This window comes from Flavobacterium sp. (assembly GCF_035760125.1).
Classification (GTDB): domain Bacteria; phylum Bacteroidota; class Bacteroidia; order Flavobacteriales; family Flavobacteriaceae; genus Flavobacterium.
The window spans coordinates 1-14,194 of the sequence record NZ_DASTTN010000029.1 but is presented as its reverse complement, the minus strand read 5'-3'; the positions used below and the strand labels follow the sequence as shown (position 1 = coordinate 14,194).

At 36.5% G+C, this 14,194-nt stretch carries 7 protein-coding genes; all 7 read left to right on the top strand.

From position 1 onward, the window contains the following. On the top strand, positions 1 to 2,417 hold a 2,417-nt coding region (locus VFS71_RS01510), incomplete at its 5' end, for a glycoside hydrolase family 2 TIM barrel-domain containing protein (RefSeq protein ID WP_326398926.1). An 847-nt stretch (positions 2,418 to 3,264) separates the two neighbouring features. Then, the gene (locus tag VFS71_RS01505; protein ID WP_326398925.1) at positions 3,265 to 4,662 is read left to right on the top strand and encodes a hypothetical protein; all 1,398 of its coding nucleotides are present in this window, start codon (positions 3,265 to 3,267) and stop codon (positions 4,660 to 4,662) included. A 45-nt stretch (positions 4,663 to 4,707) separates the two neighbouring features. Continuing rightward, on the top strand, positions 4,708 to 7,740 hold the full coding sequence (locus VFS71_RS01500) for a TonB-dependent receptor (protein ID WP_326398923.1): 3,033 nt from the start codon (positions 4,708 to 4,710) through the stop codon (positions 7,738 to 7,740). 11 nt (positions 7,741 to 7,751) lie between these two features. After that, positions 7,752 to 9,359 (top strand): RagB/SusD family nutrient uptake outer membrane protein, encoded by a 1,608-nt coding sequence (locus VFS71_RS01495; RefSeq protein WP_326398921.1) that lies wholly within the window; start codon positions 7,752 to 7,754, stop codon positions 9,357 to 9,359. A 1-nt stretch (position 9,360) separates the two neighbouring features. Beyond that, positions 9,361 to 11,007, top strand: coding sequence for a glycoside hydrolase (locus VFS71_RS01490; protein ID WP_326398919.1), 1,647 nt, complete (start codon positions 9,361 to 9,363; stop codon positions 11,005 to 11,007). A gap of 82 nt (positions 11,008 to 11,089) precedes the next feature. Then, positions 11,090 to 12,673, top strand: a complete 1,584-nt coding sequence (locus tag VFS71_RS01485; RefSeq protein ID WP_326398917.1) for a glycoside hydrolase — start codon at positions 11,090 to 11,092, stop codon at positions 12,671 to 12,673. Positions 12,674 to 12,744: 71 nt separating this feature from the next. Further along, positions 12,745 to 14,194 (top strand): NPCBM/NEW2 domain-containing protein (locus VFS71_RS01480; protein ID WP_326398916.1); only part of this gene is annotated, 1,450 nt, incomplete at its 3' end.

Here is a 14,194-nt window from a genome sequence, read left to right as displayed (position 1 = left end):
TTTGGATTGACGGGAATGAACTTCCGGCAGAACAAAACAGCCTGATAGCACCGCATTATTTTGACCTTACAAAATATCTTACTGCCGGAAAAACACATCGTATAACCATTCGTGTGGATAACCGTAAACTGTTTGATATCAGTGTTGATAATATGGCGCATGCTTATACTAATGAAACTCAGATTATCTGGAATGGAATTATTGGCAAAATGGAAATCGAAGCTTTTTATTCGGTTCGAATTGCTAATCTTCAGGTAAAACCGGAAATCAGTACAGGAACTGCTAAAGTGAAAGTGACGCTTAACAACAGTGTAAAAAACACGAAAGGAATTTTAAGTATTACGGCAGTAAATAAAAAAACTAAGATTTCAGCAGCAGTGCTTCAAAAAGAAATTCAGATAAAAGCGGGAGAGTCAATTGTTGAAGCGGATTATAATATGGGGAAAGACATAAAGCTTTGGAGTGAGTTTTCCCCTGAATTGTATGAACTGAAAGCTGAATTAAAGGCTGGAAAAAATAATTCTGAAGCTTCTGTAGATTTTGGAATGAGAAGTTTTTCCAGAAAAGGTTCTGTACTAACGATTAATGATCAGCCGGTATTTTTGAGAGGAACATTAGAATGTGATATTTTTCCGCTTACCGGGCATCCGCCAATGGACAAAGAAGGCTGGAGAAAAGTTTTTGGAACTGCAAAAGACTGGGGATTGAATCACTTGCGTTTTCACTCCTGGTGTCCTCCTCAGGCAGCGTTTGAAGTGGCAGACGAAATGGGTTTTTACCTTCAGGTGGAATTGCCGGTTTGGAGTCTTAAAATTGGCCAAGATCAAAAAACTACCGACTTTTTATATGCCGAAGCACAGCGAATGATTAATGAGTATGGAAATCATCCATCTTTCTGTATGTGGTCGATGGGGAATGAACTGCAGGGCGACATGACTGTTTTGACAAAATTGATGAACAGTTTAAGAGCCAAAGATGACAGACATCTTTACACGACAACTTCGTTTACTTTCGAAAAAGGGCATGGCGACTGGCCAGAACCCGAAGATGATTTCTTTATTACGCAATGGACTAAAAAAGGCTGGGTTCGCGGACAAGGTGTTTTTAACAGTGAATCGCCAACTTTCAACAAAGATTATGTGGCTTCCGTTGAAGGTATGACGGTGCCTTTGGTGACGCATGAAATTGGTCAGTATGCCGTTTATCCTAAAATAGATGAAATTTCTAAATACACAGGGGTTTTGGAACCCATCAATTTTAAATCGGTTAAGGAAGATTTGGAACGTAAAGGTTTAATAAACAAAGCTGCAGATTATACAAAAGCATCGGGTAAATTGGCTGTGATTCTGTACAAAGAAGAAATCGAAAGAGCTTTAAAAACAGCAGGAATCAGCGGTTTTCAATTATTGGATCTTCATGATTTTCCTGGGCAGGGAACTGCATTAGTCGGGCTTTTGGATGCTTTTTGGGATAGTAAAGGATTAATTTCTGCCGAAGATTTCAGGCAGTTTTCAGCTCCGGTTGTACCTCTGCTGCGTTTTTCTAAAGCAGCTTATACAAACGATGAATCTTTTACGGCTTCTTTGGATATAAGCAATTATTCGGATGTAGTTTTAAATAATCAGGAAATAGAATGGAGCATTAACGACGGTAATACCGTAGTAGCTTCGGGCAGTACAAAAGCAGTTGTTTCTATTGGTTACAATCATAAAATATTAGATGTAAATGGGAGTCTTCAGAAAATAACCAAAGCCACCAAATTAACAGTTAGTGTAAATTTAAAAGGAACGAATTATAAAAACCAGTGGCATATTTGGGTTTATCCTCAAAAACAAACTATTGATTACGGACAAGTGGTTTATACCCGAAATCTGGATGAAGCTTACAAATTGCTTAGCGCCGGTAAAAAAGTATTGCTAAATCCAGATTGGAAAAAGATTAAAGGTATCGAGGGAAAATTTGTTCCTGTATTCTGGAGTCCGGTACATTTTCCTAAACAGGCAGGAACTATGGGGATGCTTTGTAATCCTTTGCACAAAGCACTTGCTGATTTTCCGACAGATATGAATACCGACTGGCAGTGGTGGGATTTGAATGTGAATTCGACAACGCTTATTACAGACGGAATAGAAGGAGGAAATCCAATTGTGGAAATGGTCGATAATTTTGCCAATAACCGAAAACTGGCATCACTTTTTGAAGGAAGGGTAGGATCAGGAAAATTGGTAATAGCATCTTTCGATTTGGTCGCCGATTTAGATAAACGCCCAGTTGCAAAACAGATGTTGATTTCAATTTTGAAATACATGAACAGCCAATCATTTAATCCTGCCGCCATAAAGAATCCTGAAGTTTTGAAATCAGTTTTGACAGAGCAGAAGGAGAAGGGCAAGGAGGGAGCTACTAGTATTTATTAAAACACAACAACAAATCCAATAACAACAAATCTATTTGCAGTAATTTAATTTGTGTAGGTAGGTTTGTTTTTGTTTTTATAGTAAAAAGGATGCGTTATTGTGGTTTGGGGCTAATAATATAAATGATTTATTGTTAAAGGGAGTGCATTTGGAAATCAATAAGAGAGGATTTTTAAATGATTCATTTGATTTTTTGCAGTCGAAGAGTGATTCTTTTGAAAATTTCAATCGTTTTAGCTTCAAAACGCGAGTTAATTTGATAATTATGTATTGTTGAAAAAAAGATCATTATTTTTTAATAGTTAGTAAATTTTGATCTGTAATTATGAATAATTGCAATTTTGACCTCCTTTTTTTTCCATTTTACCCCTCCTGGAACTTTCAAACTAACCATTACTTTGCACTTATAGTTACGAAAACGTTATATAATTATCAATTTAATGAAGGATTGTATAAAGATATTTTGAATGACATTATAAAAAGAATTATTTGTTTAATCCTGTTATAAACTCATTTTTGACAGCTCTGACAAATAATTTTTTTATCAAATTTTAAAACGTATAATAAACACTTATAAATAACCACAATCTAAATAATTAACTTAAAAAAATCTTATGACAAAAACCAAAAAAGCATTTTCTAACTACAGTAATTTATTGCAAAAGATGGAGGAACATTTAGTGTAAAAGAGCTTATGAACCCCATTAATAAATTATTTTATTTATTAAATATGACAAAAACAATCGTCTTGTTTATGTTTAAATAGTTTTAAAAAAAACTAAATGATATTGAATAAATTTCAATATTTTCAAAACCAAAAAAAAAAATAACCTTTAAAATTAAAGAAATGAAAAAAATTAAATTTTTATTTTTTCTTGCTTTTTTTGCTACCCTTTTTATAGGATGTCAAGAAAATGAAACAGGTTTTCCAAGTTCGGAAGATCCAACGCTTGTTGTTGGTACAACAGAAATTTATGGAGCTCCAAACAGAAAATTTGAAATTAAAGCTGCTTTGGCAGATGACTTAGGATTAAAGAATGTTAGGATTCAAATACCAGAATTGTCGTTGGATAAAGTAATTACTTTTGCAACGGATCCATTACTCACATCATATGATTTGAGCTATTCTTTTGAAATTCCTGCCGATAGAGGAACTTCTGAGGCTTTTAAAATTAAGTTGACTGTAACTGACGTTTCTGGTAACGCAATTGACCAGGATATCAACTTACGTTTAGATGGAGAATTTGATGCTCCTGCTATAACAATGGTTACTCCAAAAGAAGGCGCTGTTATTTTGTTGTCAACAAGTAACGAAATGACAGTTAATTTCACTGTGAATGATGATTCAGGTATCGATTTTGTTCAAGTACAATGTGCTGCACTTGGTATCAATGACTTAATTCAGTTGACAGATTCACCTCAATCTTATACTTTCAATAAAACATATACATTACCGGTAACTGCCGCTAATTATGTATTAACTATTACTGCAAAAGATAAATTTGCCATACCAAATACGGGTGCAGTAAATATTAATGTAGTGGCAACCAATGAGTATCCTGCAATTTACCTTTGTGATCAACCAAAAGGCACCAATCTTACAACAGATGCTGTTGGTGTACCAATGTATTTCCATGATAAAAACGGACAAGATTTCGAATTCAAATATTATGCTGATACAGATAATAAAGAAGTCTATTTCTTAGGACAAGAGTCTGATTTTGCCCCGCACTGTTTTGGATTGACTGCTTCAGGGAATTTGGCTGATGATGTGACTTCGTCTCCAATTATTTTACCGACAAAAGGATATTACATTATAAAAGTAAATCCAAACACATTGGTTTATTCTGTTACAAAATATACTCCATCAAGCAAAGTTTGGGCAGATATCGCAAACGGATTATGGGCAGATGATGAAGCGTTAAGAAAACCTTTCGTAAGTATTTGCGGGGGCGGAATCAAAGATGCGAACTGGGATACTTGGAATGCATGGGTTCAAACAGGATTACACTTGGCAAATAACCCGGACAATCCTTATCAATTAGTTGGAGAATATACGCTTACAGGAACTATGGAAGGAACTTTTACTGGACAATGGTGGAGCCCATCTTGGAGATTGATCAAAAATGGTATTGCAACTATGTCACCAGGTGAAAACGGTAATGCTAAATATCCAGCTGCTCCGGGTGTATATAAAGTAATTCTTGATACTGAGTTAGAAAGAGCCTTTATAACCAAAAAATAGGTTGTTAGACCTTGTTATTACATTTAATAAATAAAATTTACATATATGAAATATAGATTTATATGGTTATTTATAGCCGTGTTGTGCAGTAGTGCAGCATTTGCGCAGATAACAGTAAAAGGGACTGTTAAGGACAAAGGTTCTATGCCGGTTCCTGGAGCGAATATTGCTGTGAAAGGTACAGCAAGTACAACATCAACTGATTTTGATGGTAAATATTCTATTGTAGTTCCAAATAAAGACGCACAGATTCAATTTTCTTTTATGGGTTTTACAAGCAAAACCATAACTGTTGCAGACAGAACAACAATTGATGTTGTCTTGGAACAAGCAGGACAAAATCTGGAAGAGGTAGTAGTTGTTGGATATGGAACAATGAAAAAGAAAGACGTTACAACTTCAATATCTTCTATAAAAGGAAAAGAACTTCAAACAATGACGGTTGGTAACGTTACCGAATCGTTACAAGGGAAAGTTTCCGGGGTTCAGGTAACAGGACAAGGTGGTCCAGGAGCGCAGCCAAGAGTATTGATTCGTGGTATTTCGACTCTAAACCTTAGTACCGATCCTCTTTATGTGGTTGATGGTGTTCCGATGGGGACAAGTATTAACTTTTTGAGTAATAATGAAATTGAGTCGATGGATGTATTGAAAGATGCTTCTGCAAGTGCAATTTATGGTTCCCGTGCTTCAAATGGGGTTATCCTTATTACTACCAAAAGAGGTAAAGTAGGAAAAGCCAGATTCAATGTCGATTTGAGCAATGGTTTCCAAATGATGGATAATCCGTATAATATGGCAGATGCTGAAAGCTATGCTAATATTATGAACAAAGCATATACTAATTCAGGATATTCAGAGTATTTACCAAATGCTGAGCAATACAGAGGAAAAACTACCGATTGGTGGGGAGCAGGAATTAATAGAGCTTCTTATGTTGCTAATGCTTCTATTGGAGTAACTGGAGGTTCTGAGAAAAATACCTATGCAGCAAGTTTAAACTATTATAAATCGGACTCTTTTTACGGAGTAGGAGGATGGGAAAGAATTACAGCAAGAATTGCTAATGATTTCAAATTTTCTGATAAAGTTTCTGTGGGAATTACTTTGAATCCTCGTTATGAAACTTGGGGTTCACCAGGAAACTGGGCCGATTTTGATAAAATTGATCCAATTACACCAATTTATAAACCTGCAGATCAATTGAACGGAACCGAGAATGAATATAGCGTCTATGCGCGTTCTCCTTCGTATGTTTGGAATCCTGTTGCTGCAGTAGCGAGATATGATGATTATACCGATCAGTATAATTTAAATACCAATGCTTATTTGCAATATCAACCTATTAAAGGGCTGATTTTCCGCACACAAGGGTCTGTTGAGGTAGGTGATAAAACACAAAGCATCTTTAAACCTGATTTTGTAATTGATGCCGCTCACGAAAAAGCAGAAATCAATAGTATTGAAAGAAAAAACACTACTAATGTAGACTGGACATGGCAAAATACGCTTACTTATACCAAAACATTTGCCGATAAACATAATGTATCTTTAATGGTAGGTGCTACTATGGAAGAGTATAATGGAAATGATGTTTGGGGTTATGGAGAAGGAGTGCCAAACAATTCTGATTCGATGAGAGAATTAAATGCTGCAACTAAAAACCGTAATAGTAGTGGTAACAGCTGGTCTAGTTCTTTGGAATCCTATCTTTCACGTCTTTCTTATAACTACGACAGCAAATATTATTTGACAGGTACTTTCAGACGTGACGGTTCTTCAAAATTTATGGCTAATAACAAATGGGCTAATTTCCCGTCTGTTTCTGCTTCCTGGAGAATTTCAAATGAAAGTTTTATGGAAAACACAAAATCTGTTATCAACGATCTTAGATTGAAAGCTGGTTGGGGTAGAGTAGGTAATCAAAATTTACCAGACGCTGTTTATCAATCAAACATTGGACAAGATTATTATGTAATTGGTGGTGAAGTTGTAGATACTTCTTACCCTTCTTCTATGGCAAACAAAGATATCAAATGGGAAACTGTTGAAGATATGAACTTTGGACTTGATTTTGGTTTATTTAAAAATAAAATTTCAGGGACTTTAGAATATTATGAAAAAACTACAAAAGATATGTTGTTCTTGAAACAATTCCCAACATATAGTGGTTTCCCATCTTATTCAACTATGTGGACAAACGTGGGTTCTATGAAATCCAATGGTATTGATTTGCTTTTGTCGTATAAAGACAAGAAAGGTGATTTTTCTTATGGAGCTGATTTTACTTTTACGACTGTTAATGTTGATATGATTTCTTTATCTGCTGATGGAGAAAAATTATACGGATCAAGCAACAGAACTTTAACTGTTGAAGGTGATGAACCTGGATATTTTTATGGATATGTAGCAGATGGTTTGTTCCAAAATCAAACAGAATTGAATTCTCATACTGATGAACATGGAACAAAATTACAGCCTTATGCACAAGTGGGTGATATTCGTTTCAAAGATGTAAACGGAGATGGAAAATTAGACGACAAAGACAGAACAAAAATTGGTTCTCCATGGGCAGATTTCACTATGGGATTTAATTTGAATTTAGCTTACAAAGGTTTTGATTTGATTGCTAACTTCTATTCAAGTATCGGAAATGACATTGTAAATCAAAATATTTCTGATTTATATAATGGTGCAAGTTTAACCAACAAAGTTTCCGGACTTGAAGATATGGCTTGGCATGGAGAAGGAACTTCTAATTATGTTCCTCGTTTGTCTAAAAATGACGATAACGAAAACTATACCAAATTCTCTTCTTTGTATGTTGAAGACGGTTCATTTGTTCGAATGAAAAACCTTCAAATTGGATATACTTTCCTTAATCAATTTGGATTGGATAAACTAAGATTGTCATTGTCAGGTCAAAATTTATGGACCTGGACTAATTATACGGGTGTTGATCCTGAAGTTGCAGGAGGAGATCCTGAAAAAGGTGACAGAGTTAAAGGAGCAGGTTTTGGAGGATGGAACTATCCAGTACAGCCAACAATCTTGATGGGGCTTAATGTAGGATTTTAATAAAAAAGAACATGAAAAAAATAATATTATCAGTACTAGCTTTTGCTGTATTTGCAGTTTCTTGTGAAGATTTTATCGATAAAGAACAAAGAGGAAAGCAAACCTTAGAAAACTACTTTCAAACAGCAACAGAATGTGAAAACTATGTAAATGGATTAACACGCAGATTGTTGATAACAAGCGACTGGTACACATTGCTGGCGCCAAGATTAACAAACGAAACTGCGACTGACGATGCCTGGATGGGTAATACCGGACAGGACAGCGGGGCTTTCAGACCTTGTGCGCAGTACATTGTTACGCCTGAGAATATGGGATCTATGAACAGTATTTATACCGCTCATTATTATACAATCCAATCGGCTAATATTGGTTTAGAGAAAATGGCTTTATCACCGCTTTCTGAAACACAGAAAAATCAGTATATAGGGGAATCACTGTTTATCCGTGCCTATTGCTACTATGAATTGGTAAATAACTTTGGAGCTGTTCCATTATATACAACTTCCCTTGGAACTGGCGATTTGAAATTGGAGCGCAGTCCTGTTACTGCTGTGTATGCACAAATTGAAGCCGATCTTAAGGAATCTGCAGCAAAATTAGAAGGTATTGCAGTGGACAGAAACGGAAGAGTAAACAAATGGGCCGCTTATGCTTTATTAGCTCGTGTGTCTTTGTTTCAAGAAAAATGGGCAGAAGCAAAATTATATTCAAACAAAGTTATTACAGAAGGGCCTTATGCTCTTGAAGCAAATTTCTTGAATATCTGGAATGTAAATAACCATAATGGTGTAGAATCCATTTTGGAAGCTCAATCATCTTCTGTACAAGATAAGAGTTTAGGATCTATGTTGCCTACTTTCGCAGGAGCAAGAGGCGAGGATAAGAAAAATTTCCCAAGTAATGATGCTAAAGATGTTATTGACGGTTGGGGATGGTGTATGCCAACGAGTGACTTGGAGAATGCATACCTTTCTGAAGGTGATGTGGTACGCCGCAGAAGTACAATCACTAAATGGGGTGAAGCTGCCTATGGTGATGAGGTCCTTAACCCAACTCATAAATTCAGCTTGAACGATAATAAATCAGGACGTATCTGCCGTAAATACTACATTCCTATAGAGACTCGTCGTTCATTGGATAAAAAAGACGGACACTTACCATTGAATGTGCCTTTGATTCGTTTGGCTGAGATGTATTTGACAAGAGCTGAAGCCGCTTATCAATTGGGTGATGCACCAGGAGCTTTGGCAGACATCAATATTATCAGAACACGTGTGCAACTTGATCCAAAAGTGGGTATGGCTGGTCCAAATCTATTGAGACAAATTTACAAAGAGCGTCGTTTGGAATTGGCTTTTGAAGGATTGCGTTTATTTGATATTCGTCGTGAGAAAGACCCAAGCACAGGAAGACCAGTTATAGAATCTTTGATGGGAGCGAATGGAAGTTTTGTTAAATACAACTTAAGTTCAACAGATCCTTATGAAACTACCAACTTGAAAGAAGCACAGGATAAAGGGATTAATTTCAGCGCTGCAAAAAATTTATTGTGGCCAATACCTCAGTTGGAAATAGATTTAGGTGGTGGTTTAATTTCACAAAACACTGGTTATTAATATGAATTTTATTAAAAACTATAAAGCAAGCCTGCTATTTTCAGGTTTGCTTTTCATTAACTCATCATTAATAATTAGCTGTAGCTCATCTGATACTACTGATGATTCAAAGCCTGTTGTCTCTACTGCAAAAGATTTGAATGTAAATCTTGATGCGAATCTTCAGACAATGGAAAGCTTCGGCGCATCAGATGCTTGGCAATGTAATTTTATAGGTAAAAATTGGCCCTCTGATAAAAGAAACCACATTGCAGATTTATTGTTCAGTAAAGAAGTTGATGCTGATGGAAATCCGAAAGGGATTGGTTTGTCATTATGGCGTTTCAATCTTGGTGCCGGAAGTACAGAGCAAGGAGAAGCAAGTGATATTGGTGACGAATGGAGACGCACAGAATGTTTTACTGCCGATGGTGTTACTTATGATATGAGTAAACAAGCAGGACAAGTATGGTTTATGAAAGCCGCTAAGGAACGCGGAGTTGAAAAATTATTGGCTTTCACAAATAGTGCACCTGTTTATTTAACAAATAATGGTAAAGCGCACGCAAGTATTAAAGAGTTTTACAATCTGAAAGACGGTAAAATGCCAGACCTCGCTGATTTTTGGGTGAATGCTATTGATAAACTAAAAACAGAACACGGTCTGACAATAGATTACATCAGCCCTTTCAACGAACCACAATATGAGTGGGATGGGACAGGTCAAGAAGGTTCGCCAGCAACCAATGCCAATATTTACAGTTTTGTGAATGTTTTATCTCCAAAATTGCAGTCAAAGGGGCTTAGTTCCCAAATCGTGGTTGGTGAAGCAGGAGCCTATGAACCGTTGTATAAAACAGTGACTAGTACGCCGAGCAGATCCAATCAGATAGATTATTTCTTTGGGCCAAATTCGACCAAAAATATTGGCGGATTGAGTAATGTGAAGAAAACAATATCAGGACACAGTTATTGGCAGGCTTGGCCATTGAGTGAACTTATTTCTTCAAGACAAGCAGCAGCTTCAAAAGTACTAACAGCTCCAGGTCTTAGTCTTTGGTCTTCTGAATATTGTGTTCTTGAAAGCCCTGGAATTTCTGAATTATCTGGAGGAGGAGGCTCAGGGAGAGACTTAGGTATGCAGTTGGCCCTTTGGACAGCTCGTATTATTAGTACAGATATTGCTATCGGAGGTGTTACTTCATGGCAATGGTGGACAGCAATTAGCCGTGGTGACTATAAAGATGGTTTGATTCACGTAGATAATGGAACAAGTAACGGAGCAGGAAATGCTGATTATTGCAAAAATGATGGATACGTTAGAGATTCTAAAACACTTTGGGCTTTAGGTAACTTCTCATTCTTTGTAAAACCAGGAATGGTAAGGGTTCAAATACCAGGTTTAGACAATTCGGCAGCTACAACCGATATCATGTTAACGGCATACAAAGATGAATTGAATAAAAAATTAGTGGTTGTTGCGGTTAACTTCAGTAAAACTGCAAGAACATATAAATTGAATCTTTCAGGAGGAACTTTGACAAATAATAAATTGACGCCATATACAACTTCAGATACAAAAAGTTTGAAAAAAGGAACTGATGTTGATGCCGCAAATTTCGAAATAGAAGCAAGGTCAGTTGTAACATACATAGGTAATTACAAATAAGGGATTCTTTAAAAAGAAGTTTAACGAAATACTATTTTTTTGATTTGGAAACATTTAAAAAAAATAGATAGAATATAGTAAAATGAAAAAAGTATATGTCTCGCTTTTATTGTTAATGAGCTCCTTGTCTTTTGCACAGCGAATTGCGACAATCAGCACTGATAATGTCATGCAAACCATGGAAGGTTTTGGAGGTTCGGATGCCTGGAGATGTCAGTTTGTTGGGAAAAATTGGCCTGAGCAAAAAAAGAATACCATTGCCGATTTGCTTTTTAGCAAAGAAATCGATGCACAAGGGAATCCAAAAGGGATTGGACTTTCAATTTGGAGATTCAATCTTGGAGCAGGAAGTATGGAACAAGGCGAAAACAGTAAAGTTTCGGATGAATGGAGAAGAAGCGAGTGTTTTTTGAATGCCGATGGAACTTACGATTGGTCCAAACAAGAAGGACAAAGATGGTTTTTACAAGCTGCCAAAAAACGAGGAGTTGAAAAATATCTAATTTTCACGAATAGTCCGCCTGTATTTATGACCAACAACGGATTGTCTTTTGCCACTGAAAAAAACAAACTGAATCTGAAAGAAGGAGCAGTTCCAAAATTTGCCGATTTCTTAGTTCAAAGTATTCAGGGATTGGAGAAAAAAGAAGGAATTAAATTCGATTATGTAAGTCCAATAAACGAACCGCAATGGGAGTGGATGGCCAATAACGGAGATAAAAATAGTCAAGAGGGAACGCCTGCCACTAATCAGGAGATTTACGATTTGACCAAAGCACTTTCGAATAAACTGAAATCTCAAAAAATGAGCACTGAAATTGTCATAGCCGAAGCGGGACAAATCAACTATTTGTATGAAAATGTTAATGGTGAAAATCGTGACAATCAGATTGACTTCTTTTTTGGTAATTCAAAAACCAATATTTCAAAATTGCCGAATGTAAAAAATGTCATTTTGGGGCACAGTTATTTTACAACTTGGCCTGTTGACAGACAGGTTTTAAGCAGAAAATTGATTGATGTTAATGTAAAACAAAAACCGGGGTTAAAATATTGGCAGTCGGAATATTGCATTTTGGAAAATCCTGGAGAAGCTGAAATTCCTGGAGGTTCTGGTGGAGGACGAGATTTGGGGATGCAAACGGCTTTGTTTGTGGCTCGTTTGATACACAATGATATTGCTCTTGCCAATGCGGCTTCATGGCAATGGTGGACATCGCTTACCAGAGTGGATTATAAAGATGGTTTGATTTATCTGGATGACGGAAAAAGTAAAGGAGGAACAGCACCTGATTATGTTAAAAATGATGGGGAATTCCATGATTCAAAATTGCTTTGGGCTTTGGGAAATTATTCATTGTTTGTACGTCCGGGTATGCTAAGAATTGATGTACCTAACCAAGATGAACTGGGAGCAGCAAATGATGTGATGCTTACAGCCTACAAAGATGTTCAAAATAAAAAACTGGTTGTTGTTGCTGTAAATTGTGGAAAATCGGGTCAGAAATACAAATTCAATTTGACAAAAGGAACGCTTAAAAACAATGAAGTGATTCCTTATGTTACTTCCGAAAACACTAATTTGAAAAGAGCTGATATTCAGAAGATTGATAATTTGGAAATTCCAGCCAGGTCGGTTGTCACTTTTGTTGGTGAATTCCAATAAGATTCATTCGAGATAAATTACAGATTTACTTTTGAAGCATTTCAAAACATTAGAATAAAAAAAACATACCAATGAGTCCATATAAATTTCATAAAACAATATTCTCCGTTTTATTCTTTTCGATAATAGGATGCAGTGTTCACGCCCAAACGCAAAATGAATTCCATAGTTGGGCAGCTACTCCACCTATGGGATGGAACAGTTGGGATTGCTTTGGACCTACCGTCACGGAAGCAGAGGTAAAAGTCAATGCGGATTATATGGCTAAGTATCTAAAATCTTACGGTTGGGATTATATAATTGTGGATATCAGATGGTACGTTGGGAACGACAAAGCACACGGATACAATGAAAAAGATCCTGATTATGTTATCGATCAATACGGGCGATTTATGCCGGCAGTAAATCGGTTTCCTTCGGCAGCGGGAGGAAAAGGATTTAAGCCATTGGCGGATTACCTTCATAAAAAAGGATTGAAGTTTGGTATTCACATTATGCGAGGAGTACCCGTAATTGCTGTAAAACAAAACATCCCTATAAAAGGTACAAACCTAACGGCAAAGGATATTTATTCAGATAAAGATCAATGCAGTTGGTTGCGAGATATGTACACCATAGTTCCGGAAAAGCCTGGTGCTCAGGAGTATTACAACTCGCTTTTTGAACTGTATGCTTCTTGGGGATTGGATTTTGTTAAAATAGACGATCTTTCTTCTCCAATTTATTTTGAGGGAGAAATTGATATGATTCGTAAGGCAATTGATCGCACAGGACGTAAAATTGTATTGAGTACTTCTCCTGGAGAAACGCCAGTTGCACATGCAGATCACGTTCAAAAGAATGCGAATATGTGGCGTACTGTTGGAGACTTTTGGGACAGTTGGGAACAATTAAAAGACCATTTTGAAGTATTTGCGCGTTGGAACAAATGGCGTTCTTTTGGAGCCTATCCTGATGGTGATATGTTACCTATTGGCCGTATTGGAATCAGGGCAGAAAGAGGTGATCCTCGTATGACCGCATTCACTAAGGACGAACAATATACTTTAATGACCTTATGGACAATTTTTAAATCTCCGTTAATGTTTGGAGGGAATCTCCCCGATAATGATCCTTTCACACTTTCCTTATTGACGAATAAAAATGTCCTAAAGGTTCTTAATGAAAGCATTAATAATAAACCTCTTTTTACAGATAAAGACAAAGCGGCTTGGATTGCTGACGAACCAGGAACGGGAGCCAAATATTTAGCAGTATTCAACACAGCAGATCAACATTTGGTAACCGAGGAAAAAGCAATTTGGAACAGCGGATTAATAACTAAAGCGACTCCAGGACAAAGTACTAAAGTTGATATTGATATTTCGGGAGCCAAAAAGTTGTATTTGGTCGTAAATGATGGTGGTGATAAAACCGATTGGGATCACGCCAATTGGATAGAACCAACTCTTTATAATGAAAAAGGCGCTGTTAAACTCACCAGCCTAAAATGGATTAAAGCAACATCGGGATGGGAAAAAG